This is a genomic window from Xanthomonas sp. WHRI 7945 (genome assembly GCF_035026585.1).
On sequence record NZ_JAYIQP010000009.1, the window covers coordinates 157,269 to 180,643 of the forward strand.

General features: G+C 70.6%; 21 protein-coding genes. 16 read left to right on the forward strand and 5 right to left on the reverse strand.

All coding sequences use genetic code 11. The annotated features are described in order from the left end of the window. Nucleotides 1-66 precede the first annotated feature (66 nt). Nucleotides 67-786 carry an FFLEELY motif protein gene (locus VDQ83_RS09715; protein ID WP_317852718.1) on the reverse strand — a complete coding sequence of 240 codons (720 nt, stop codon included), beginning with the start codon at nt 784-786 and terminating at the stop codon, nt 67-69. A gap of 86 nt (nt 787-872) precedes the next feature. Here VDQ83_RS09715 and VDQ83_RS09720 point away from each other — a divergent pair, with 86 nt between their 5' ends. The 3 genes from VDQ83_RS09720 to VDQ83_RS09730 all read left to right on the forward strand — a co-directional run bounded on the left by VDQ83_RS09720 (nt 873) and on the right by VDQ83_RS09730 (nt 4,113). Continuing rightward, on the forward strand, nt 873-2,144 hold the full coding sequence (locus VDQ83_RS09720) for a patatin-like phospholipase family protein (RefSeq protein WP_263394695.1): 1,272 nt from the start codon (nt 873-875) through the stop codon (nt 2,142-2,144). An 85-nt stretch (nt 2,145-2,229) separates the two neighbouring features. Beyond that, a complete protein-coding gene (locus VDQ83_RS09725; RefSeq protein WP_455434753.1) occupies nt 2,230-2,862 on the forward strand; it encodes a phasin family protein in 633 nt (210 codons plus the stop codon). Between the two features lie 228 nt (nt 2,863-3,090). Continuing rightward, nucleotides 3,091-4,113, forward strand: coding sequence for a restriction endonuclease (locus tag VDQ83_RS09730; protein ID WP_455434754.1), 1,023 nt, complete (start codon nt 3,091-3,093; stop codon nt 4,111-4,113). A gap of 133 nt (nt 4,114-4,246) precedes the next feature. On the opposite strand, the gene VDQ83_RS09735 is transcribed toward VDQ83_RS09730, so the two are convergent. From VDQ83_RS09735 to VDQ83_RS09745, 3 genes are all read right to left on the reverse strand, one after another. Next, nucleotides 4,247-6,235, reverse strand: a complete 1,989-nt coding sequence (locus VDQ83_RS09735; protein ID WP_455434755.1) for an SDR family oxidoreductase — start codon at nt 6,233-6,235, stop codon at nt 4,247-4,249. 166 nt (nt 6,236-6,401) lie between these two features. After that, a complete protein-coding gene (gene hutC, locus VDQ83_RS09740) occupies nt 6,402-7,133 on the reverse strand; it encodes a histidine utilization repressor (RefSeq protein WP_455434756.1) in 732 nt (243 codons plus the stop codon). Nucleotides 7,134-7,173: 40 nt separating this feature from the next. Next, nucleotides 7,174-8,571, reverse strand: coding sequence for a formimidoylglutamate deiminase (locus VDQ83_RS09745; protein ID WP_455434757.1), 1,398 nt, complete (start codon nt 8,569-8,571; stop codon nt 7,174-7,176). A 63-nt stretch (nt 8,572-8,634) separates the two neighbouring features. Here VDQ83_RS09745 and hutI point away from each other — a divergent pair, with 63 nt between their 5' ends. The 12 genes from hutI to VDQ83_RS09805 all read left to right on the forward strand — a co-directional run bounded on the left by hutI (nt 8,635) and on the right by VDQ83_RS09805 (nt 21,477). Further along, nucleotides 8,635-9,837, forward strand: coding sequence for an imidazolonepropionase (gene hutI / locus VDQ83_RS09750; RefSeq protein WP_455434769.1), 1,203 nt, complete (start codon nt 8,635-8,637; stop codon nt 9,835-9,837). Then, nucleotides 9,834-11,378: a histidine ammonia-lyase gene (gene hutH / locus VDQ83_RS09755; RefSeq protein WP_455434758.1), complete on the forward strand. Its 1,545-nt coding sequence runs from the start codon at nt 9,834-9,836 to the stop codon at nt 11,376-11,378. The genes hutI and hutH overlap by 4 nt, the downstream gene beginning before the upstream one ends. Nucleotides 11,379-11,493: 115 nt before the next feature. After that, the gene (hutG, locus tag VDQ83_RS09760) at nt 11,494-12,342 is read left to right on the forward strand and encodes an N-formylglutamate deformylase (RefSeq protein ID WP_455434759.1); all 849 of its coding nucleotides are present in this window, start codon (nt 11,494-11,496) and stop codon (nt 12,340-12,342) included. Continuing rightward, a complete protein-coding gene (gene hutU / locus VDQ83_RS09765) occupies nt 12,339-14,006 on the forward strand; it encodes a urocanate hydratase (protein WP_455434760.1) in 1,668 nt (555 codons plus the stop codon). The genes hutG and hutU overlap by 4 nt, the downstream gene beginning before the upstream one ends. A gap of 314 nt (nt 14,007-14,320) precedes the next feature. Beyond that, on the forward strand, nt 14,321-15,430 hold the full coding sequence (locus VDQ83_RS09770; protein WP_455434761.1) for an acyltransferase family protein: 1,110 nt from the start codon (nt 14,321-14,323) through the stop codon (nt 15,428-15,430). Between the two features lie 346 nt (nt 15,431-15,776). Continuing rightward, nucleotides 15,777-17,912 (forward strand): TonB-dependent receptor family protein, encoded by a 2,136-nt coding sequence (locus tag VDQ83_RS09775; RefSeq protein WP_455434762.1) that lies wholly within the window; start codon nt 15,777-15,779, stop codon nt 17,910-17,912. Nucleotides 17,913-18,035: 123 nt separating this feature from the next. Continuing rightward, on the forward strand, nt 18,036-18,770 hold the full coding sequence (locus VDQ83_RS09780; protein WP_309920733.1) for a hypothetical protein: 735 nt from the start codon (nt 18,036-18,038) through the stop codon (nt 18,768-18,770). 170 nt (nt 18,771-18,940) lie between these two features. Beyond that, entirely contained in the window at nt 18,941-19,198 is a 258-nt protein-coding gene (locus VDQ83_RS09785; RefSeq protein ID WP_184410100.1) for an acyl-CoA-binding protein, read from the forward strand. After that, nucleotides 19,198-19,824 (forward strand): TetR/AcrR family transcriptional regulator, encoded by a 627-nt coding sequence (locus tag VDQ83_RS09790; RefSeq protein WP_455434763.1) that lies wholly within the window; start codon nt 19,198-19,200, stop codon nt 19,822-19,824. The genes VDQ83_RS09785 and VDQ83_RS09790 overlap by 1 nt, the downstream gene beginning before the upstream one ends. A gap of 143 nt (nt 19,825-19,967) precedes the next feature. Next, the gene (locus VDQ83_RS09795) at nt 19,968-20,219 is read left to right on the forward strand and encodes a hypothetical protein (RefSeq protein ID WP_455434770.1); all 252 of its coding nucleotides are present in this window, start codon (nt 19,968-19,970) and stop codon (nt 20,217-20,219) included. Between the two features lie 111 nt (nt 20,220-20,330). After that, nucleotides 20,331-21,107, forward strand: coding sequence for a HipA family kinase (locus tag VDQ83_RS09800; RefSeq protein ID WP_263394708.1), 777 nt, complete (start codon nt 20,331-20,333; stop codon nt 21,105-21,107). Next, complete coding sequence (locus VDQ83_RS09805; RefSeq protein WP_309920740.1) at nt 21,085-21,477, forward strand: DUF3037 domain-containing protein; 393 nt, start codon at nt 21,085-21,087, stop codon at nt 21,475-21,477. Before VDQ83_RS09800 ends, VDQ83_RS09805 begins: the two co-directional genes overlap by 23 nt. Before the next feature lie 374 nt (nt 21,478-21,851). Here the strand turns inward: VDQ83_RS09805 and VDQ83_RS09810 are convergent, their stop codons facing one another. Beyond that, the gene (locus VDQ83_RS09810; protein ID WP_455434764.1) at nt 21,852-22,271 is read right to left on the reverse strand and encodes a hypothetical protein; all 420 of its coding nucleotides are present in this window, start codon (nt 22,269-22,271) and stop codon (nt 21,852-21,854) included. Between the two features lie 141 nt (nt 22,272-22,412). Here VDQ83_RS09810 and VDQ83_RS09815 point away from each other — a divergent pair, with 141 nt between their 5' ends. After that, nucleotides 22,413-23,267: a hypothetical protein gene (locus VDQ83_RS09815; protein ID WP_455434765.1), complete on the forward strand. Its 855-nt coding sequence runs from the start codon at nt 22,413-22,415 to the stop codon at nt 23,265-23,267. Nucleotides 23,268-23,375: the final 108 nt, after the last annotated feature.

Consider the following 23,375-nt stretch of genomic DNA (forward strand, 5'->3'; position numbering starts at 1 on the left):
CCCGTACCCTCATCCGCCCCTGCGGGGCACCTTCTCCCGGTGGGAGAAGGAACAGCAGCGCCCCGCTCAGTCGAAAGCGAACGGCTGCGGGTGCCCGGCGAACAGGCGCCGCGACACCTCGCGCTCGGTGCCCTCGATGTCGCCGATGAAGCCTTCGGCATCGCCGAGCTTGGAGAACGCGTCGAAGCCGCGCTCCAGGAATCCCTGCAGCTCCGACAGGCCCGCCGCCTTGGCCGGGCCGCGCGCGAAGCGCAGCAGCATGCGCACGCCGGGAGTGTGCACCGCGTTGGCCAGGCCCAGGCCGACGCTGGCGATCAGGTCGATCTGATGCAGGCGCAGGCGGCGCAGGCCGGTCTGTTGGTACGCCTCGGCGTAGAGCGCATCGTCCAGGCGCTTGCGGCGCGGCGCCAGCGCCTGCAGCGCCTCGGCCATGCGCAGGTCCAGCGCGTGGGTCAGCACGCCCAGCTCGATGCCGTCGGCGACCGTGTCCAGCAGCGTGGCCGGCATCAGCCGCTGCATCATCGGCAGCACCTTGACGATGTCGGCGTCGCGACGGCTGAAATCGCGGTCGCCATAGACATCGGTGAGGAAGAACATCGCCGCCGGGCGCCGCTGCGGGTCTTCCAGGAAGTGCTCGAAACTGCGCTCCAGCCGCTGCGACTGCCAGCGCCGCAGTTCCTGCAGCCAGCGCAGCGCATTGCGCGGCTCGTGCACCGGATCGTGCACGGCCTGGTGCCACGCCAAGCGGCGACCGAGTCGTTCGAGGACGGGATTGCTGCGCGCCATGGGCGCCGATGATGGTGGCAGCCGCGCGCGACCGCAAGCTTCATGCGCTCGGCTACACTCCAGCCAACGCCTCTTGCGGACCGCGCATGCTTTCCCTCCACAGCGCCTCGCCACGCCCTCGTTCCCATGGCCGCATCGGCCTGGCCATCGCCGGCGGCGGCCCGATCGGCGGCATGTACGGACTCGGCGCGCTGCGCGCGCTGGACGATGCCCTGGACGGGCTCGACCTGACCCGGCTGGACTGCTACGTCGGGGTCAGTTCCGGCGCGTTCCTGACCGCCGGGCTGGCCAATCGCATCAGCAGCGCCGAGATCTGCCGGATCTTCGTCACCGGCAACAGCGACGATGCGCATTTCCGGCCCGAGGATTTCCTGCGCCCCAACGTCTACGAATACCTGCGCCGCGCCGCGACCCTGCCCAAGCTCGCCTACGGCTGGTGGCACGACCTGCTGACCGAGCCGCGCAAGACCCGCTGGTCGGACCTGATCACCCGCTTCGGCGGCCTGGTGCCGAGCGGGCTGTTCGACAACGCCGGGGTCGAGCGCTTCATGCAGGACGTGTTCAGCCGGCGCGGCCGCAGCAACGATTTCCGCACGCTGGACGCCGACCTGTTCGTGGTCGCGGTGGACCTGGACAGCGGCCGCACCGTGCGCTTCGGCGAGCCGGGCCTGGACCAGGTGCCGATCTCGCTGGCGGTGCAGGCCAGCGCCGCGCTGCCGGGGTTGTACCCGCCGGTGGAGATCGGCGGCCACCACTACGTCGACGGCGCGCTGCGGCGCACGATGCACGCCTCCACGCTGCTGGAGCGCGGCATCGACCTGATGATCGGGATCAACCCGCTGGTGCCCTACGACGCCACCCACGCGCCGCGCCGCAACGGCCAGATCGACCGCGCGCGCCTGCTCAGCGGCGGCCTGCCGGCGGTGCTGTCGCAGACCTTCCGCACCCTACTGCAATCGCGCATGCAGGTCGGGCTGGAGAAGTACGCGCGGCAATACCCGCGGGTGGACCAACTGGTGTTCGAGCCCAATGCCGACAACAGCGAACTGTTCTTCACCAATCTGTTCAGCTATGCCGCGCGCCATCGCGTCTGCCAGCTGGCCTACCGCAACACCCTGGCCGACCTGCGCCGCAACGCCGAAGTGCTGGAGCCGATGCTGGCCGCGCACGGCATCGCCCTGCGCCACCAGATCCTCAACGATCGCCACCGCACCTTCACCGATGGCGTGGACGTGCAGCCGCGGCGCATGACCGAGACCACCGCGCGCCTGCGCCGCGCGCTCGACGACGTCGACCAGGTCATCGCCAAGCGCCGCGCCACCCGCCGCACGCGGCGCCCATCGCCGCCCGCCGACTGACACGTCGCGACGCTGGTGTGATTACTCTAACCAACGTCGTGAGTCTCGAACCCAGCCACCCAACTGCCGAAGGAACCGCACCGCCATGGCCACCCTGAAGAAGTCCGCACGCAAGAAGAAGACTGCCGCCAGCGACGAGGGCCTGCAGGCGCAGGCGGAAAAGCTGTCCAAGCGCCTGGGCGAATCGGCGCAGCAGGTGTGGCTGGCCGGCGTCGGCGCGTTCGGCCGCGCCCAGGCCGAAGGCGGCAAGCTGTTCGAGACCCTGGTGAAGGAAGGCCTGACCCTGGAACAGAGCACGCGCAAGCTGGCCGGCGGCGGCGTGGAGGCGGTGCGCGATGTCGTGGAGAACCGGGTCGGCCAGGCGCGCGAACGCGCCGCCGATACCTGGGACCGGCTGGAAAAGGTGTTCGAGGACCGAGTGCAGCGCGCATTGCGCCGGCTGGAAGTGCCCAGCCGCGAAGACCTCGGCACGCTGGTCGAGCGCGTCGACGCGCTGAATGCCGAACTGCGCAACCTCGGCGGCGGTCGCAGCGCGCGCAAGGCCCAGAGCAAGGCGCCGGCGGCCAAGAAAGCGGCGAAGACCGCCGCACCCAAGCCCCGTGCGGCCAAGCAGCCGGCACCGGCGCGCCGCCGCGCCGGTCCGGTCGTCGCTAGCGCCGCCCCCGCGCCGAAACGCGCCAGCCGCAAGCGCGCGGCGGCACCTGCAACGTCCGAATGACGTTTTGTTGCAAAGCAGCAGATTTTTTCCGACAATCGGAGCGGGCCCGCCAGTCCACCTGAAGACCGTTTGCTCCCCTCCCCTCACGGCTTCGGACTGGCGGGTCTTCTCCTGTCCGCCGTTCCCCGCTGTCGCCTTGCCGGCGCCGTGACACGCTGGCGATAAACTGGCGTCATCGAATAGCGTTACGCGGGTACGAGCATGGTTTCCTGGATAGTGGCAACGGTCTTGGCAGTCGGAGCATGGCTCGCTGCCACGCTCTACCTGTGGCTGGTCCGCCGCCGCGAGAACGAGACCACCGCCGGACTGCACGCCCTGGCCGGACTGCATTGGCGCGACTTCTCGCGCATGGTGCGCCGCGCGATGCGCGAGCAACGCGACCTGCACGACGCGGTCGACGAAGATGCGGCGCTGGAACCGCAAAGCGATTTCGTGATGACCCGCGGCGACGCGCGCTGGCTGCTGTCGTGCAAGCACGGCCGCGCCTACCGGATCGGCTCGGCCGCGGTCAACGAACTGGGCGCGGCGGCGCGGCTGATGGGCGCGCAGGGCGGCATCCTGGTCACCGAGGGCAAGGTGCAGCGCGACGGCATCGCCGCCGCCGACAAGCAGTCGGTGGAGATCCTCGACGGCCGCCGCATCTGGCCGATGCTCAAGCGCTACCTGCCCAGCGAACTGGAGGACGGCGTGATCGGCGCTTCCCGCCGGCGCGCGCAGCGGCATACCGCCATCGCCGCCCTGGCCGCGCTGACCCTGGGTCTGCTGGTCGGACTGGGCGGGCTGGCGCTGCAGCAGCGCAACGCCGATGCCGCGTCCAGCGCCGCCCTGCCCGCGCCTGGCACCACCCCGGCTCCTACCGCTCCTGCAGCGCCCGCGCCTGCTGCGGCCACGTCCGCCGCGCCCAAGCCGACACCGGTCGCCACGCCAGGCCCTGCGCCGGTCGCCGCCGCAACACACCCCACCGCAGCGCCCGAGGCCGCGCCGTCGGCCGCAGAACCCGACGCCGCCACCGAAGCCGGCCATCGCCGGGCGGTTTCCAAGGCCATGGCCAGGACACCCGGGGTGATCCGCGGCATCTGGCAGACCCAGATGACGCTGGTGATCGACCGCAGCGGCGACGACGCACAGGTGCTGCCGCTGATCTGCAAGGAAGTGGAACGCTATCCCGCGCTGCGCACCGTGCGCATCCAACTCAATCCGCGTCCCGGCCACGACGAGCCGGTCCGCTGGCGGCAATGTAGAACGTTCTGAGCCGAGATTCGGGATTGGGCATTCCGGATTGGTAAAAGCGGATTCGCCGCGCCGGATGCAGACAGCGGGACGATGAATTCGCAGGCGCCACGCTCTTGCGAATCCCCGATCCCGACGCGCAAATCCCGGCTCATCACCAATGCACCCCCCGCATCAAAGCGGCGAACGCGATCTGCTCCTGGCTCGGCTTGGCTTCGCGCAGCGCCTTGCGGTCGCCCTTGGCCGCGGCCGAGTCGGGGAACAGTTCGAAGGCGGTGTTCATCACCACCTCGTAGGCCTTCGGCGCGACCGCGTTGACCAGCGCGGCGAAGATGCCCAGGCGCGTGGCCACCCGGCTCGGGCGCTCGATGATCGCCTTGACCATCAGGTCCGCGGCCTCGTCCACGCTCAGCGTGGGCACGCTGTCGTACATCTTGGTCGGCGCGATCATCGGCGTCTTCACCAGCGGCATGTTGACCGTGGTGAAGCTGATGCCCTTGCCGGACAGTTCGCCCTGCGCGCAGCGGCTCCACGCGTCCAGCGCCGCCTTCGACGCCACGTAGGCGGAGAAACGCGGCGAATTGGCCAGCACGCCGATCGAGCTGACGTTGATGATGTGGCCCTTGCGCCGCCCGGTCATGCCCGGCAGCACGCCCATGATCAGGCGCAGGCTGCCGAAGTAGTTCAGCTGCATGGTGCGCTCGAAATCGTGGAAGCGGTCGTAGCTGAGTTCGATCGAGCGGCGGATCGAGCGGCCGGCGTTGTTGATCAGCACGTCGACGTGGCCGTGCGCCTCCAGCACGGTCTTGAGCAGCGCGTCGCAGCCGGCCAGGTCGGACAGGTCGGCGGTATAGGCGAACACCTTGCCGCCCTTGGCGTTCATCGCATCGCGCGCGGCGAACAGATCCTGCTCGCCGCGGGCGACGATGATCGTGGTGGCGCCGGCCTCGGCCACGCGCTGCGCGGTGGCCAGGCCGATGCCGGAGGACCCGCCGGTGATCAGCACCACCTTGCCGCGCACCTTGCCCTTGAGCGTGCGATCGACGAACAGGTCCGGATCCAGGTGCCGTTCCCAGTGGTCCCACAGGCGCCAGGCGTAGTCTTCCAGGCGCGGCACGGCGATGCCGCTGCCCTTCAGCGCGCGCTCGGTCTCGCGGCTGTCGAAGCGCGTGGGATAGGTGATGAACTTCAGCACCTCGCGCGGGATGCGGAAATCGCGCAGCAGCATGCCGGTGAAGCGGCGGATCGGCGGCAGGCCGCCGAGCGCGGCGCGGATGCCCGACGGCACGAACGCGAACATCCGCGCGTCCACCCGCAAGGTCATCTCCGGCGCGTGGCCGGCGCGGCAGAACACGTTGAGCACCTCGCCAACGCGCAATGGCTCAGGATCGGTGAGGTGGAAGGTGTGACCGTCGAGCTTGGGCTTGTGCGCGATGTGGTCCATCGCGTCGGCGACGAAATCCACCGGCACCAGGTTGATGCGCCCGCCCTCGATGCCGAGCATCGGCGCCCACGGCGGCAACAACTGGCGCAGCTTCTTGATCAGCGGAAAGAAGTAATACGGCCCGTCGATCTTGTCGATCGCGCCCGTGCGCGAATCGCCGACTACCATGCCAGGGCGGTAGATGCGCCACTTGATCCGGGTTTCCGCGCGCACCAGCGCCTCGGCGTCGTGCTTGGTGCGCAGGTAGGGATCGTCCAGGCCTTCGGCCTCTTCGAACATGTCCTCGCGGAAGATGCCCGGATACAGCCCGGCCACCGCGATCGAGCTGGTGTGGTGGAAGATGCCGGCATCGAGTTGCGCGGCCAGTTCCAGCGCGTTGCGGGTGCCGTCGAGATTGGCCACCCGCTGCGCCTCGGCCTTGGCGGTGAGGTCGTACAGCGCCGCCAGGTGGAAGAAGTGCTTGACCTTGCCGCGCAGCGCCTGCCGCTGCGCCTCGCCCAGGCCGCAGCAATCGGCGCCGACATCGCCGTGCAGCACCACCAGGCGCTTGGCGTCCCAGCCCTGCTCGCGCACCAGCGCATCGAACTTGCGTTGCGACTCCTTGCGGACCAGGACGTGGATGAGGCCTTTGCGCCGCATCAGGTTGGCCATCAGATAACGGCCGATAAAACCGGTGGCGCCCGTAACGAAATACGTCATGCCGAACCATCCCTCGTTCTGCGGCCGTGGCCCCTCGCCGCGTCCGTCCTGGACGCTAACTTGCCAGAGTGCGGCAGGCAGGACAAACGCGTGCTGCGGCGCGAGCGTGCGGCGGCGCAGCATCGGACGCCGCCGACGCAGCCGATCGACGCCGCGCCGCGGGGGCTCAGCGCGCGCCCGGCGAGAACCGCGCGACCAGGTCGTAGGTGTCGCCGAGGAACACCTGGCGCACGAAGGTGACGGCCTGTTCGCCGCGCCAGGTCTGCCGGTCGATCAGCAAACAGGCGGTGCCGGCCGCGACCAGCAAGCGCGCCGCCTGCGCGGGGTTGGCGCCGACCGCGCTGATGCGGTGTTCGGCACGGGTCCACGGCACGTGCTGCAGCAGCCAGCTGCCGGGCACGGTCACCGCGAAATCCATCTGCAGCGCTTCCGGCACCGCCACCGGATTGATCACCCGCTCCTCCAGCGCGAACGGGCGCCCGTCGGCGAAATGCAGGCAGTGCAGCGACAGCAGCGTGCCGGCGGCAGCGACCTCGGCCTCCTGCGGCAGCTCGGAACGCGGCGCGCGCTGGCGCCGCTCGATCAGTTCGAAACGGTAGGCGTGGCCGCGCGCGGCGACCTCGACCGGAATGTCGGGGATCTCCAGCGCCACCTGTTCCATGTGCGGATGCGGCCGCGCCACGAACGAGCCGGCGCGGCGCCGGCGCTCGATCATGCCTGCGTCGGCGAGCATCGCCAGCACCTTGTTGACCGTCATCCGCGAGCAGGCGTACTGCGCCATCAGTTCGTGTTCGAACGGGATGCGATGGCCCGGCGGCCATTCGCCGCTGCGGATGCGGCCTTCGATGTCGCTGCGGATGCGGTGGTTGAGCGTCGCCGCGGGCCGGGGCTGGCTCATCGGCGCGCCTGCGCTGCGGCGCGCAGCGGACGGCGCCGGATCATGCGTCCAACAGCGCGGTCAGCGCCCGCGCGTAGGCCGCGGCGACCGCGTCGCGGCGATGATGGCGGCCGTCGCGCACCAGCGCGCGGCCGTTGCGCCAGACCGAACGCACCGCACCGCGCCGCGCGGCGAAGATCCAGCTGTCGAGCAAAGCATCGCCGTTGCGCGCGCACAGCGCCGGGTGCGCGGGATCCAGTTCGACCAGGTCGGCCGGCGCGCCCACGCGCAGGCCCTGCTCCACGCCCAATGCCTGCGCCGCGCCCTGCGCCGCGGACTGGAACAGGAAGCGGCCGCTGGAGGCCGCGGCGTCGCCGGCGAGCACGTTGCGTCCGCGCAGCTGCAGGCGCTGGCCGTATTCGAGCAGGCGCAGTTCCTCGGCCGCATCGATCAACACGTTGGAATCGGAGCCGACGCCGAAGCGCCCGCCGGCATCGACGAACGCGCGCATCGGGAACAGTCCGTCGCCGAGGTTGGCCTCGGTGATCGGGCACAGGCCGACCACCGCGCCGCTGGCGGCGATCGCCTGCACTTCGCCGGCATCGACATGGGTGGCATGGACCAGGCACCAGCGCGCATCCACCGGCGCGTGCGCGAGCAGCCACTGCACTGGCCGCTGCCCGCTCCAGGCCAGGCAGGCGTCGACCTCGCGGGTCTGCTCGGCGATGTGGATGTGCACCGGGCCGTCGCACAGCGGCAGCAGCGCGGCCAGTTCGTCCGGGGTGACCGCGCGCAGGCTGTGCGGGGCGATGCCGAGCACCGCGTCGTCGAGGCCGCGCAAGGCGCGGCGGCTGGCGGTCAGCAGGTCGGCGTAGCCGTCCACGTCGTGGATCAGCCGCCGCTGCGCCGGGTTCGGCGCGGCGCCGCCGAAGTCCGCATGCGCGTAGAACACCGGCAGCAGGCTCAAACCAATCCCGCTGGTCTGCGCCGCGGCAGCCAGGCGCTGCGCCATCTCGGCGCGGTCGGCATACGGCCGGCCGTCGGCGGCGTGGTGCAGGTAGTGGAATTCGCCGACGCGGGTGAAGCCGGCCTCGAGCATCTCCACGTAGGCCTGCTCGGCGATGGCCTGCATGCTGTCCGGATCCAGCCGCTGCACGAAGCGGTACATCAGCTCGCGCCAGCTCCAGAAGCTGTCGCCGCTGCGGCCGCCGAGTTCGGTCAGCCCGGCCATGCCGCGCTGGAAGGCGTGGCTGTGCAGGTTGCCCAGCCCGGGCACCGCGATCGCCAGCGTGGAGTCGCCTGGCACCGCGGCCACGCCGGCCTGCACCGCGGCGATGCGCCCGCCGCGAACCTCGATCCGCACGTCGCGCGCCCAGCCTTCCGGCAACAGCGCCTGCGCGCACCAGAAACCGCTCGCCGCCTCGTTCCCGCCCGCCTGTTGCTGCGCCAGGGTCTGCACTGGACACCCTCCGTCGACCACAATATTGTATATACAAAATAACCGACGAGCCTGCCCGTGACCATGCCCTGCGACACGCTCTGGCACAACGCCCACCTGATGACGCTGGACGCCGAGGACGGCGGCCTGGGGCTGGTCCGCGACGGCGTGGTCGCCTGCCGCGACGGCCGCATCGTCTACGCCGGCGCCGCCGCGGCGCTGCCGGCACCGCTGGCCGCGCTGCACAGCGTCGACTGCGGCGGGCGCTGGATCGGCCCCGGCCTGATCGACTGCCATACCCATCTGGTCTACGCCGGCAACCGCGCCGGCGAGTTCGAGCAACGCCTGCTCGGCGCCAGCTACGCCGACATCGCCCGCGCCGGCGGCGGCATCGTCTCGACCGTGCGCGCCACCCGCGCCGCCGACGAAACCGCGCTGCTCGCCGCCAGCCTGCCGCGACTGGACGCGCTGCTGGCCGAGGGCGTGACCACGGTGGAGATCAAGTCCGGCTACGGGCTGACCCTGGACGACGAACTGCGCCTGCTGCGCGTGGCGCGGCGGCTGGGCGAACTGCGCCCGGTCGTGGTGGCGCCGACCTTCCTCGGCGCGCACGCGGTGCCGCCCGGCGTCGACGCGCAGGCCTACATCGACGAAGTCTGCGAACGGATGATCCCCGCAGTCGCCGCGCAGGGCCTGGCCGAGGCGGTGGACGTGTTCTGCGAGCACCTGGCCTTCAGCCCGGCGCAGACCGAGCAGGTGTTCCAGGCCGCGCAACGCCACGGCCTGGCGCTGAAGATCCATGCCGAACAGTTGTCCAACCAGGGCGGCGCGGCGCTGGCCGCGCGCTACGGCGCGCTCTCGGCCGACCACGTCGAATACCTGGACGCCGCCGGCGTCGCCGCGATGGCCGCCGCCGGCACCGTCGCGGTGCTGCTGCCGGGCGCGTTCTATTTCACCCGCGACACGCAGCTGCCGCCGATCGCCGCGCTGCGCGCCGCCGGCGTGCCGCGCGCGCTGGCCACCGACTGCAATCCCGGCACCTCGCCGCTGACCAGCCCGCTGCTGGCGATGAACCTGGCGGCGACGCTGTTCCGCATGACCGTGGCCGAATGCATCGCCGGCTTCACCCGCGAGGCGGCGCGCGCGCTGGGACGCCATGAGCAGGTCGGCCGGCTGCGCGCCGGCTTGCAGTGCGACCTGGCGATCTGGGACATCGAACAACCGGCCGAATTGGTCTACCGCATGGGCTTCAACCCGCTGCATGCGCGCATCTGGAGGGGACAATGAACGACCACGAGATCCTGCTGCGCCCCGGCGCGGTGAGCCTGGCGCAATGGCGCGACGTGTACCGCGGCGCCGGCGTGCGCCTGGACCCCGGCTGCGCCGAGGCGGTGCTGCGCAGCGCGCAGACGGTGGAAGCGATCGTCGCCAAGGGCGCGCCGGTGTACGGCATCAACACCGGCTTCGGCAAGCTGGCCAGCGTGCGCATCGAGCGCGAGGACCTGGACACCTTGCAGCGCAATATCGTGCTGTCGCACGCGGCCGGGGTCGGCGAGCCGATGCCGGCGCCGGTGGTGCGGCTGATGATGGCGCTGAAGCTGGCCAGCCTGGCGCAGGGCGCGTCGGGCGTGCGTCCGTCCACGCTGGCCCTGCTGGAAGCGCTGCTGCGCCACGACGTGGTGCCGGTGGTGCCGTGCCAGGGCTCGGTCGGCGCCTCCGGCGACCTGGCGCCGCTGGCGCATCTGGCGACGGTAATGATCGGCGTCGGCGAGGCCTTCGTCGGCGGCCGGCGCCTGCCGGCGCACGAAGCGCTGGCGCAGGCCGGGCTGCAGCCGCTGGCGCTGGGCGCGAAGGAAGGCCTGGCGCTGCTCAACGGCACCCAGTATTCCACCGCCTACGCGTTGGCCGGGCTGTTCGAGATCGAGCGCGTGTTCCATGCCGCGCTGGTCGCCGGCGCGCTGTCGACCGAGGCGGCGAAGGGCTCGGATACCCCGTTCGATCCGCGCATCCATGCCTTGCGCGGCCAGCACGGGCAGATCGCCACCGCCGCGGCGCTGCGCGCGCTGATGCAGGGCTCGGCGATCCGCGACTCGCATCGCGACAACGACGTGCGCGTGCAGGATCCGTACTGCCTGCGCTGCCAGCCGCAGGTGATGGGCGCGGCGCTGGACGTGATGCGCCAGGCCGCGACTACGCTGGCGATCGAGGCCAACGGCGTGTCCGACAATCCGCTGGTGTTCAGCGACACCGGCGAGGCGCTGTCCGGCGGCAACTTCCACGCCGAGCCGGTAGCCTTCGCCGCCGACATGCTGGCGCTGGCCGTGTGCGAGATCGGCTCGATCAGCGAGCGCCGCGTGGCCATGCTGGTGGATCCGGCGCTGTCCGGGCTGCCGGCGTTCCTGACCCCCAAGCCGGGGCTCAACTCCGGCTTCATGATTCCGCAGGTCACTGCCGCGGCGCTGGTGTCGGAGAACAAGCAGCGCGCCTACCCGGCCAGCGTCGACTCGATCCCGACCTCGGCCAACCAGGAAGACCACGTGTCGATGGCCGCGCACGGCGCGCGGCGCCTGCTGGCGATGGCCGAGAACGCGGCCAACGTGGTCGGCATCGAGCTGCTCGCCGCCGCGCAGGGCTGCGATTTCCATGCGCCGCTGACCTCCAGCGCCGCACTGGAAGCGGCGCGCGCGCTGCTGCGCGCGCAGGTGCCGGCGCTGCAGGACGACCGCTACTTCCATCCGGACATGCTCGCCGCCACGGCGCTGGTGCGCGATGGTGCGCTGGCGGGCGCGGTCGATGTGTCGCTGCCCGATGCAATGTCCGGATCATGACCCCTTGTAGGAGCGGCTCTTGTCCCCTTTTCGGGATCCGCCGCGACCGGCCGTCACCAGTGACATCCGGTCGCGGCTGAAGCCGCTCCTACAAAAGAAGCAAAGCGAGGCTTTCATGACATCCCTGCCCGACTGGCTCAGCGTCCACCGCGGCGATGCGCCGCTGATCGTCAGCTTCCCGCACACCGGCACCGAACTGCCCGACGCGTTGGCCGCGCGTTTCGTCTCGCCGTGGCTGGCCCGCCGCGACGCGGACTGGTGGGTGCACGAGCTGTACGCGTTCGCCGGCGACATGGGCGCCACCACGCTGCGCTCGGCGGTGTCGCGCTCGGTGATCGATCTCAACCGCGACCCGAGCGGCGTCTCGCTGTACCCAGGCCAGAACACCACTGGCCTGTGCCCGCTGACCACCTTCGACAACCAGTCGCTGTATCGCGACGGGCATGGCCCGGACGCGGCCGAGATCGCCCGCCGCCGCGACACCTGGTTCGCGCCCTACCACGCCGCGCTGGCCGCGGAGATCGCGCGCCTGCGCGCGATCCACGGCACCGTGGTGGTGTACGACGCGCACTCGATCCGCTCGCATATCCCGCACCTGTTCGACGGCGAGCTGCCGCAGTTCAACATCGGCAGCGCCGGCCGTTCCGGTGCGCCCGATACCAGCTGCGACCCTGCGCTCACCGATGCGGTCGAGCGGCTGTGCGCGGCGAGCGGCATGGGCCATGTGCGCAACGGACGCTTCAAGGGCGGCTACATCACCCGCCACTACAGCGATGTTCCCGGCGGCGTGCACACGCTGCAGATGGAACTGGCCTGCCGCGGCTATATGCACGAACCCGCGCGCGTGGACGAGCGCACCTGGCCCACGCCGCTGGACCCCGACCACGCCGCGCCGCTGCGCCGCACGCTGCAGCAGGTGCTCGCGTCCTGTCTCCACTTCGCCCACTCCCGGAGCGCCGCATGACCCGCCTCGACACCACCCGCACGATCCACGCGCCCACCGGCAGCACCCTCAGCTGCAAGAGCTGGCTGACCGAGGCGCCGCTGCGCATGCTGATGAACAACCTGGATCCGGACGTGGCCGAACGCCCGCAGGAACTGGTGGTGTACGGCGGCATCGGCCGCGCCGCGCGCGACTGGGAATCCTTCGATGCGATCGTGGCCGCGCTCAGGCGCCTGGACGACGACCAGACCCTGCTGGTGCAGTCCGGCAAGCCGGTCGGCGTGTTCCGCACCCACGCAGATGCGCCGCGCGTGCTGATCGCCAATTCCAACCTGGTGCCGCGCTGGGCCACCTGGGACCACTTCAACGAGTTGGATAAAAAGGGCCTGGCCATGTACGGCCAGATGACCGCCGGCAGCTGGATCTACATCGGCGCGCAGGGCATCGTCCAGGGCACCTACGAAACCTTCGTCGAGATGGGCCGCCAGCACTACGCCGGCAGCCTGGCCGGCAAGTGGCTGTTCACCGGCGGCCTCGGCGGCATGGGCGGCGCGCAGCCGCTGGCCGCGGTGATGGCCGGCGCCTCGTGCCTGGCGGTGGAATGCCGCAAGAGCAGCATCGAGATGCGCCTGCGCACCGGCTATCTCGATACCTGGACCGACGACCTGGACGAAGCGCTGCGCCTGATCGAGGCATCGTGCACGGCGAAGAAGCCGCTGTCGGTCGGCCTGCTCGGCAACGTCGCCGACGTGCTGGACGAACTGCTGGTGCGTGGGGTCAAGCCGGACCTGCTGACCGACCAGACCTCCGCGCACGACCCGGTCAACGGCTACCTGCCGCAGGGCTGGAGCGTGGAAGAGTGGGACGAAAAGCGCGCGAGCGCGCCGAAGGAAGTCGAGGCCGCCGCGCGCGACTCGATGGCCAACCACATCCGCGCCATGCTCGCCTTCCACGCGCTGGGCGTGCCGACCGTGGACTACGGCAACAACCTGCGACAGATGGCCCTGGAAGAAGGCGTCGAGAACGCCTTCGACTTCCCCGGCTTCGTGCCCGCCTACATCCGCCCGCTGTTCTGCCGCGGCATCGGCCCGTTCCGCTGGGCGGCGCTGAGCGGCGATCCGGAGGACATCGCCAAGACCGACGCCAAGGTCAAGGAACTGATCCCGGACAACCCGCATCTGCACCGCTGGCTGGACATGGCCGCCGAGAAGATCAAGTTCCAGGGCCTGCCGGCGCGGATCTGCTGGGTCGGCCTGGGCGATCGCGACCGGCTGGGCCTGGCGTTCAACGAGATGGTCGCCAACGGCGAGCTGAAGGCGCCGGTGGTGATCGGCCGCGACCACCTGGATTCGGGCAGCGTCGCCTCGCCCAACCGCGAGACCGAAGCGATGGCCGACGGCTCCGATGCCGTCTCCGACTGGCCGCTGCTCAACGCCCTGCTCAACACTGCCAGCGGCGCCACCTGGGTCTCGCTGCACCATGGCGGCGGCGTCGGCATGGGCTTCTCCCAGCACGCCGGCATGGTCATCGTCTGCGACGGCACCGAGGCGGCGGCCAAGCGCATCGCCCGCGTGCTGTGGAACGACCCCGCCACCGGCGTGATGCGGCACGCGGACGCCGGCTACCCGATCGCGCTCGACTGCGCGAAGGAAAAGGGACTGGATCTGCCTGGCATCCTGGGCTGAACCGCGCCAAGGCCGCTCGCGCCGTCCGGAGCCAGGCACCGCCTGGCCCCGGGCCCCATCGATCGCCAGCCCGGCACGCGCCGCGATGGGCGCCGGTCGCGAAGCGCGACCGCTGTTGCTTGCCGTTACGCCTGGATCCCCTACAATCCGGCCACGATGTAAGCGGGTCTGCGTTGGCCGGGTGCGCGCCAACGCGTCGACGTTGATCGACTCATGAAATAACGCTATGCCTTCTGGCCGCGCGCCGCTCGAGGCAGCGTGCGGGCGCGGGGCATGGATGCGATTGACTCGCCATTGTCACGGAGATGCCCTCGATGGGTCAGGAACAACGGATCGATTCGCTCACCGGCATCCGCGGCATGGCCGCGCTGCTGGTGGTCTATGCGCACCTGGCGGAGGAGCATTTCTTCGCGATCAGCCCGCTGCACCCCGGCGAGATGGGGGTCATGGTGTTCTTCACCCTCAGCGGCTTCCTGATGGCGTTCCTCTACGGCGAAAAGCCGTTCGACTACACCGCGGTGGCGCGCTACGGCATCTCCCGCTTCTCGCGCATCGCCCCCGCCTATCTCACGGTGGTGATCGGGTCGTACCTGATCTACAACCTGGTCGACTCCAATTTCGTCTACGCGATCACCCATCGCAACCTCGCCCGCCACCTGCTGTTCTCCGGCAATGTCTCGGCGCTGTGGAGCATTCCGCCCGAAGTGCAGTTCTACGTGGTCTTCGTCGGCTTGTGGGCGGCGCTGTGGTCGCTCGGCAGCCGCGGCAATGCGGCGCTGCTGATCGTGGCGCTGGTCGCCGTGTTCGCCCTGATGACCCAACGCGCGGCACTGCCGGGCACCTTCGTCGGCTCCAAGATCCATTACTTCTTCACCGGCGTGCTGTTCGGCCTGCTGCGCAGCCGGGTCGCCGCGGGCGTCGGCCTGAGATCCCTGGGCGCCATGCAGGCGCTGACGCTGGCCGCGATCGGCCTGGTGGTGGCCGGCGTGATCGACATCGACCTCGGCACCAAGCGCGAGCTGTATCTGGGCCTGGAACCGGCGCTGTTCGCCGGCGTCTTCGTATTCCTGTTCTCGTTCGACACCGGCCTGAGCACGCGCCTGTTCGGCAACCGGTTCATCACCATGTGCGGCGAGTGCAGCTTCTCCATGTACCTGCTGAACATTCCGCTGATCTACGCGGCAATGGCGTTGCTCGGCGACGACGTCCGCCCTAGCCCATGGCTGGCGGTGCCGGTCACCGCGGCGATCCTGGTGGCGGCCTGGGCGATGTACCGGCTGGTCGAGATGCCGGGCAACACGCTGCTGCGCGGCCTGGGCACGCGCCTGCTGCTGCCCAAGCGCCCTGCCGCGGCCGTGGCCGCGGTCACGCCCGGGCTGGCGGTACCGCTGGCGGCGGACGCGACCGGTGGCGATCCGACCTAGGCCTGCGCTGCGGCGCGTACCGCAGCGCCCGCGGTGCTTCCACCTGCATGAACCCGGCTGGCATGAACCCGGCATGCGAAACGACCTGTGGCGAGACGTGCGCGACCGCCTCCGCATGGCAGACAGAGCCGCGGGCTGCGACCACGGCGCGTGACGCGTCGGACGCCTGCTGTAAACTTCCCGCCCCCCGATGCCAGTTGACAGACCGAGCCGGCGACGCCGCTCGGGCAGGCATCACCATCCCGCTCTTCGTTTGGCTTGCCTGGTCCTGTTGCGGACGCCGCAACACGCGGCTCGGCCGGAGCGGGCAGCCGAGCGAGCATCCAACGAAAGATAGTGCTTGCCCATGTTCGTTCTGCCTCCCCGCCGGCGCCTCCTCAGTTCTAGGCATTTCTCCCTGCGTTCCATCGCCGTTCTGGGCAGCCTCGCCGCCATCGCGCCCGCCACCGCGTCCGAGCAGGCGACCACCCTCGACACCGTCGAGGTCACGGCGACCGATGTCGGCGAGCGCGCACGCGCGGCGCTGCTGCGCGTTCCCGGTGCCGGCAACGTCATCGACATGACCGCCCTCAGCCAAGGCCGCCTGGCCGGCAGCGCCGACGTGCTGGCCTATCAGCCCGGCATCAACGCGCAATCGCCGGGCAACGAGGGCGTCAAGCTGTCGATCCGCGGCTCGGGCATCAACCGTGCGCCCGGCGCGCACGCTTCCGGCCTGTCGGTGTCGCTGGACGGATTGCCGCTGACCGGCCCCGGCGGCACACCCTACGAATTGCTGGAGCCATCGTGGCTGAGCCGGGTCGAGGTCCTGCGCGGGGCCAACGGCATCGAGCGCGGCGCGCTGGCGCTGGGCGGCGCGATCGACTACGTCAGCCGCAGCGGCCGCGAGGCGCCCGGCCTGGAACTGCAGTACGAAGGCGGCAGCCATGGCTACCGCAAGCGCAGCGCCGGCATCGGCGGGGTGCGCGACGCGCTCGACTACTACCTCGCCTACACCGACACCGCGTACGACGGCTACCAGGCGCATGCCGCCGGCGACGGCCGCGGCGCGATGGCCAATGTCGGCTGGCAGGTGACCCCCGCGCTGCAGACCCGCTGGTTCCTGCGCTACCGCGAGACCGAGCACGACACGCCCGGCCGGCTGACCCGCGCGCAGATCCGCCACCGCCCGCGCGACGCCAACCCGGCCAACCTGGCGATCGACGCGCGCCGTCCGCAGCCGGGCAGCACCTGGATCGGCAACAGCACCACGCTGCAGCTGGACGAAGACTCCACGCTGCAGGCCGGGCTGGTCTACCACAAGTACCCGATGGACTTGAACGAGAGCCTGTACCGGCAGCAGCTGGACTACGCCGACCTCAACGGCACGCTGGACTATCGCCACCGCCACGCGCTGTTCGGCCACGACAGCGTCAGCAGCGTCGGCCTGCGCGTCGCCCACGACCTGCGCGCCGACGTGCGCGAGACGCTGCGCTTGTCCAGCAACGGCTACCCGGCCGGCACGCACACGCGCGATTTCCGGCATCGCGGCAGCAACAGCGTGCTGCACCTGGGCAACGACCTGGCGCTGAGCGACGCGCTGCGCGTGCAGACCGGCCTGGCCCTGGTGTACACCCGCAGCCAGGTGCGGGTGACCTGGCCGACCACCGGCGAGGGCTTGTACCGGCGCGATTGGGACTACGCCCCGCGCCTGGGCTTCACCTGGCAGGCCAGCCCGCACCTGCAGTGGTTCGGCAACCTGAGCCGCTCGGTGGAACCGGCGCATCCGTGGTCGATGCTGTGGGGTTCCGACAAATACTTCGCGGCCGGCAACGGCGCCGCCAGCGGCCGCCAGCGCGCTGCGGTGCCATTGCGGAACCAGACCGCGGCCACGCTGGAGCTGGGCGCGCGCGGCGATGGCGCGTTCGGCCGCTGGGAGTTGACCGGCTACTACGCCCAGGTTCGCCACGAACTGCTGAGCGTGGAACTGCAGCCCGCCCCCAACCTGCTGGTCGCCGAATCCAACGCCAGCCCCACCGTGCATCGCGGCCTCGAAGCCGGGTTGGACAGCACGCTCTGGCAGGGCGCGGCCGGCCGGCTGGCGCTGCGCCAGGCCTATACCTTCAGCGACTTCCGCTACCGCGACGATGGGCGCTTCGGCCACAACCGGCTGCCCGGCCTGCCGCGCCACTACTACCAGGCCGAACTGCGCTACGCGCATGGCGCCGGCGCGTACGCCGCGCTCAGCACCGAGTACGCCTCGAAGATGGCGGTGGACTACGCCAACAGCGTCTATGCCGACAGCCACCTGATCGTCGGCAGCCGCTTCGGCTACGACGCCCCCGGCGGCCGCTGGCAGGGCTGGCTGGAGCTGCGCAACCTCGGCGACCGCCACTACGCGGCCACGGTGACGCCCGGCTACGACGACGCCGGCAGGGACGCCGCGCGCTCCACGCCCGGCGAGGGGTTCGGCGTGTATGCCGGAGCGCGCTGGCGCTTCGAGTAGGCCGAGCGCTTCGGCGAGCGCCGCGGAGCGCGTGCAGGACCAACGCGGTCACGCCTCGCCACACCCGGGCTCAAGTTCGCGCGCCTGGCGCCGACAAAGGATGCAACGTTTCGAGGAGCCTTCATGGGCATCCTGATCTACCTGACTCCCGCCATCGCGCTCTGGGCGCTCACCGCCAGCGTGCTGGCCTGGATTTTCTTCGGGCGCCTGCGTCGCGAACAACAGCAGCAGGCCAGTGCGCAGGACAGCCTTGCGCGCCATCAAGCCGCGCTGTCGCAGATGAAGGCGCGTGCGGCGGTCAGCGCGCGGGAGCTGGAGACGCTGCAGCAGGCCTACGCCAGCCTGCGGCAGACGCTGGAACTGCAGACGCAGGAACAGGCGCCGGCGCAGGACACCGTGGAGCGGCCGCCGGTGCCGATCCTGGTGATGGAACGCCTGGACATCGCCACCGAGGTCGGCACGCTGCTCGCGCACGTGGCGCGGGTGGCCAGGAGCATCCGCCGCTACAGCGCCTACAGCCGCGGCCACAACGCGCCGGAACTGAGCAGCGCGCGCTACGACCTGCATTGGCTCTCCGACTGCCTGCACAGCCTCGACCAGATCGGCCATGCCTTGGCCACGGGCAACGTGGACACGCTGACCGCCGCCTGCACCGAACTGCTGTCGATGTACGAGCAGTACCTCAAGGACGGCTCCGGCTACAACAGCCGCGACACGTTCCAGCGCCTGAGCAGCCACGTCCCGCTCGCCGACGTGACCGACGCCATCCGCTCGATCGCGGCCAAGGCGTCGCTGGCGCGGCAGGCGCAGACGCAGATGCTGGCCAGCGCGCAGGCGCCGGCAACGTCCCTCGCCTGACGCGTGCGCGCCGCGAAGGCGCGCGACCCTGCCGCCAGCGGGCGTGGCCCGCAGCGAACGCAAGCAGGCAGGCCGCTCGCATCGCGACGGCCGCGGCGCCGGTCGCGCCCGCGTTGACCGGGCCGGTCGCCCGTGCTGTGATGCGTCCCGATCCGGGCGGGAGCAGCGACATGGCAGACATCAAGGCGGCCTTCGAGAAAGCGGCCAAGGACATCAAGCAACGCGAGGAGCGTCCCGACAACGACACCTTGCTGCGCCTGTACGCGCTGTACAAACAGGGCGCGGAAGGCGACGTCGCCGGCGCCAAGCCGGGCTTCTTCGACTTCGTCGGCACCGCCAAGTACGAGGCCTGGGCCAAGCTCAAGGGCATGCCGCAGGCCGAGGCGCAGAAGAAGTACGTGGACCTGGTGAAGAAGCTGCTGGCCTGATGGCGCGCGACACCCGCCGGCGCATCCTCGACACCGCCCTGGCGATGTTCAACGTACAGGGCGAGCCGCACGTCACCACCAACCACATCGCCGACGAGCTGGAGATCAGCCCCGGCAACCTGTATTACCACTTCCGCAACAAGGACGACATCATCGAGCACCTGTTCGCGCGCTACGAGGAGCGCATGGACGCGGCGCTGGAGCTGCCGAGCGCGCGCCTGCCCGGGCTGGAGGACATCTGGCTGCAACTGCACCTGGTGTTCGAGTGCATCTGGGACTACCGCTTCCTGTACCGCGACCTGATCGAGATCCTCAGCCGCAGCCGGCGCCTGCGCCTGCGTTTCGCGCGCATCCTGCGCCGCGCCGACGACAGCGTGCAGGCCGTGTTCCAGGGACTGGCGCAGGCCGGCGCGATGCGCGCCACCGCACAGGAGCTGGGCGGCATCGCCACCAACGTGCTGGTGGTGGCCACGTTCTGGCTCAACTACGCCGCCGCGCGCGGCGAGAAGGACGAGCAACTGGCGATCCGCCACGGCATCGTGCAGGTGATGCTGCTGATCAGCCCGTTCCTGCGCGAGGCCGAGCGCACCCATCTGTCCACGCTGATGCAGGCCTATCTGGACTGAGCGCGGGAGCGCATCGCCGCTACGGTTGGCATCTAGTGCCCGCCGGCTGCGCCACTCCGGGCGACAACAGCGGCGATCGGGACTCGCTCCCGTTTGTCCGCGCATCGCGCGCCCCTGGGTGCATATGCAGGCGATGCAGCGATGTGACGCCGGACGGGCAGACCGCATCGATCGCGAGCGACGGCACTCGCCTGGCGATCGCGCGCAAAGCGCTCGGTTCCGGCGCAGGCGCGACCAAGATCAAGGAGCAGATCGAGCAGGCACGGGCCGAACTGGAAGCGGCGCATCGGCGCCAGGACTACGCCAAGATGAGCCGGGCCTGTCGTCGATGGCGCGCGCCATCGAAGGTTGGTCCCCGTCGCGACGAACTGGACCGATGCGTCTGCGCAACGTAGCACGCAGCGCCACGGCACCGTCTGCCTCACGCACCGCGCCCACCGATTCGCCAAGCGCCGCCGGCATCGGCTAGGCTTGCCGCCCTGCCCTCGCCATCGCCCGGAATCCGTGTGAGAACCGTCGTCGCCACCCGCTACGTGACCCCACTGCGCGAAGGCGGCTCGCTGCCGGCGGTGGTCGAGGCCGACGACGACGGCCTGTACGTGCTGAAGTTCCGCGGCGCCGGGCAAGGCCCGAAGGCGTTGATCGCCGAACTGCTCGGCGGCGAACTGGCGCGCGCGCTCGGCCTGCCGATGCCGGAACTGGTGTTCGCGCTGCTCGACCGCGAGTTCGCGCGCACCGAGCCGGATCCGGAAATCCAGGACCTGATCCGCGCCAGCGAGGGCCTGAACCTGGCGCTGGACTACCTGCCCGGCGCGATCAACTACGACCCGGCGGCATTGCGCCCGGATCCGGCGCTGGCCTCGGCGATCGTCTGGTTCGACGCGTACGTGACCAACGTCGACCGCACCGCGCGCAACACCAACCTGATGGTCTGGCACGGCAAGCTGATGCTGATCGACCATGGCGCGGCGCTGTACTTCCACCACGACTGGGAGCATGCCGGCAACGCCTGCGCCTCGGCGTTCGCGCGCATCCGCGACCACGTGCTGCTGCCCTACGCCAGCGCCATCGCCCAGGCCGATGCGGAACTGGCGCCGCGGCTGACCGATGCGGTCATCGATGCGATCGTGGCGCGGATCCCGGACGCCTGGCTGCAGGCCGAGGCCTGCTTCGACGACCTGGACGCACATCGCCAGGCCTACGCCGACTACCTGAAACGGCGGCTCGCGCTGCGCGCCGCGTTCGTCGAGGAGGCGCTCCGTGCTCACGCCGCACACCTATGACTACGCGGTCATCCGCGTGGTGCCGCGGGTGGAGCGCGAGGAATTCGTCAACGTCGGGGTGATCGTGTCGTGCCCGACCTCCAAACTGCTGCAGGCCGCGATCGAACTGCAGCCGGCGCGGTTGCACGCGCTGGACCCGACCCTGGACATCGAACGCCTGCGGCCCTACCTCGACGCGATCCCGGCGATCTGCCGCGGCGATGCCGACGCCGGCCCGATCGCGCTGCTGCCGCCGCGCGCGCGCTTCCACTGGCTGACCGCGCGGCGCAGCTCAGTGATCCAGATGTCGTCGGCGCATGTCGGCCGCACCGCGCAGCCCGAGCGCGTGCTCGAGCACCTGCTCGAGCGCATGGTGCGGACGCCGCGCTAGGACGGTCGAAGCGGCATTTTGATGTCCGTTGTAGGAGCGACTTCAGTCGCGACAGGGGTTCCCGGGAACGCCCCGTCGCGACTGAAGTCGCTCCCACAGGGTTATCCAGTGATCCCATGATCCCGCACAAGCCAGGCGCCTTCTCGCAAAGCGGATCCTGCTGCCAGACCACCGCCTCGTCGCGTCGCCGCCGCCTTCCGCCTTCCGCCAGGTCAAGGCGACGGCGGCTCCTTGCGATTGCGTCGCCGTCCTCGCCTCACCCCGCATCCGGATGTGCGCGGAGAAACAGCCGCGGTGCGGCCTGTTGATGCAGGCCACGACCGACACCGGAAAACCCGACGCGCTACCGTTGCCGCTTGCCGCCGCTGTCGCCGCTACTGCGAACGCGCGCTGCGCTTGCTGGCCGCGCCACGCGGGCGCCGCGCAACGGCAGTCTTCTTCGCCGCCCGCTTGGCGGTCTTGGGCGCGGCGGCACGCTTGCGCGGCGCAGCGTGTGGCGCGGGTTGCAGGCCGAGCTTGACCAGCACCGGCTGCAGCCGCGCCTCGACCTCGGCGCTCAACGGCTGCACCTGGCCGCGCAGCGCCGCGGCGCCCTCGCGCACGCTGGCTTCGGCACCGTCGGCCAGCTGCGCCACCAGCGCCTTGAGGGTATTCGCGCCGATCGCGGCATCGGCCGCGGCGGCCAGCGCACGCTTGCGGGTCAGCGACACCAGGCCCAGGCCGGCGAGCCACAGGTGCCGTGGCGCCAGCGTGTCGGAACGGTGTGCGGAGGTGGAACGCTTCTTCGTCGCCATCGCAGGTCTCCCGGGTGCCGACAGCGGCACCGATGCGACGCATGCTGGCGGCAGCGGCTTGAGCAAACACACTATCCGCAGTGCAGCTTGCCAGGCGGCCATGGCGGCGCCATGCTCGGCGAGACTACAGGGAGGCCACGCATGGCAGCAAAACCGACCGCATGGGCGCCGTTTCCGCACGACGCCAAGGCCTACGCCTACCCGGGCGAGGCGTTGAAGAAGGCCTGGCCGAAGCTGCACGCCGGCGACTGCGAACCGTACCCGGACCCGGCGCGCGCGCAGGCGCTGCTCGACGCCGCCGGCAAGGCCGGAAAAGGCCACGACGCACAGACGCTGTCGGCGGCGTTGATCGAGGCCTGGCGCGCCTTCCACCAGGGCCAGTTCCAGCAGGCCTACACCGCAGGACAGGCGCTGGGCGTGTTTGGCGCCTCGGTCGCGGTCAAGGCGCTCGGCATCCATGCCGGCTATCTGGTCGAGGACGACAAGGAACAACTGCAGCGCCTGCAGCAGGCCGCGACGCTGGCCGAAGCGGCGATCGCCGCGCTGCCGGACGAAGCCAACAGCCACTACCGCCACGCCTTCGCGCTGGGCCGTTACAGCCAGGGTCTGAGCATCGTCAAGGCGCTCAAGCAAGGCATCGCCGGCAAGGTGCGGCAATCGCTGGAGACCACGCTGGAACTGCAGCCCAAGCACGCCGAGGCGCACATGGCGCTGGCGCTGTACCACGCCGAGATCATCGGCAAGGTCGGCGCGATGATCGGCGGACTGACCTACGGCGCCAAGGCCGCGACCGCCGAGCAGCACATCCAGCAGGCACTGAAGCTGGCCCCGGACACGCCGATCGCGCATGTCGAGCACGCCAACGTGCTGTTGCTGCTGCACGGCGACAAGCGCGAGGACGCGGCCGCCGCCGCATTCGAGAAGGCGGCCAAGCTCAAGCCGCGCGATGCGATGGAAGCGCTGGACGCGGCATTCGCGCGCGAACAGCTGGAGTAGCGCGACACCGGAGATCGGCCGCCGCCGTTCGCGTGTGGGTACACCTGTGGGAGCGACTTCAGTCGCGACGGGCGCTATCGGTAAAGCCCGTCGCGACTGAAGTCGCTC

Excerpts from the sequence above, each read along its gene's own strand:
- hutU (WP_455434760.1), top strand. The coding sequence starts at position 12,339 with ATGACCCGCCTCGACACCACCCGCACGATCCACGCGCCCACCGGCAGC.
- hutG (WP_455434759.1), top strand. The coding sequence starts at position 11,494 with ATGACATCCCTGCCCGACTGGCTCAGCGTCCACCGCGGCGATGCGCCG.
- VDQ83_RS09715 (WP_317852718.1), bottom strand. The coding sequence starts at position 786 with ATGGCGCGCAGCAATCCCGTCCTCGAACGACTCGGTCGCCGCTTGGCG.
- VDQ83_RS09785 (WP_184410100.1), top strand. The coding sequence starts at position 18,941 with ATGGCAGACATCAAGGCGGCCTTCGAGAAAGCGGCCAAGGACATCAAG.
- VDQ83_RS09780 (WP_309920733.1), top strand. The coding sequence starts at position 18,036 with ATGGGCATCCTGATCTACCTGACTCCCGCCATCGCGCTCTGGGCGCTC.
- VDQ83_RS09770 (WP_455434761.1), top strand. The coding sequence starts at position 14,321 with ATGGGTCAGGAACAACGGATCGATTCGCTCACCGGCATCCGCGGCATG.
- VDQ83_RS09815 (WP_455434765.1), top strand. The coding sequence starts at position 22,413 with ATGGCAGCAAAACCGACCGCATGGGCGCCGTTTCCGCACGACGCCAAG.
- VDQ83_RS09775 (WP_455434762.1), top strand. The coding sequence starts at position 15,777 with ATGTTCGTTCTGCCTCCCCGCCGGCGCCTCCTCAGTTCTAGGCATTTC.
- hutC (WP_455434756.1), bottom strand. The coding sequence starts at position 7,133 with ATGAGCCAGCCCCGGCCCGCGGCGACGCTCAACCACCGCATCCGCAGC.
- hutI (WP_455434769.1), top strand. The coding sequence starts at position 8,635 with ATGCCCTGCGACACGCTCTGGCACAACGCCCACCTGATGACGCTGGAC.
- VDQ83_RS09810 (WP_455434764.1), bottom strand. The coding sequence starts at position 22,271 with ATGGCGACGAAGAAGCGTTCCACCTCCGCACACCGTTCCGACACGCTG.
- hutH (WP_455434758.1), top strand. The coding sequence starts at position 9,834 with ATGAACGACCACGAGATCCTGCTGCGCCCCGGCGCGGTGAGCCTGGCG.
- VDQ83_RS09720 (WP_263394695.1), top strand. The coding sequence starts at position 873 with ATGCTTTCCCTCCACAGCGCCTCGCCACGCCCTCGTTCCCATGGCCGC.
- VDQ83_RS09725 (WP_455434753.1), top strand. The coding sequence starts at position 2,230 with ATGGCCACCCTGAAGAAGTCCGCACGCAAGAAGAAGACTGCCGCCAGC.
- VDQ83_RS09790 (WP_455434763.1), top strand. The coding sequence starts at position 19,198 with ATGGCGCGCGACACCCGCCGGCGCATCCTCGACACCGCCCTGGCGATG.
- VDQ83_RS09735 (WP_455434755.1), bottom strand. The coding sequence starts at position 6,235 with ATGACGTATTTCGTTACGGGCGCCACCGGTTTTATCGGCCGTTATCTG.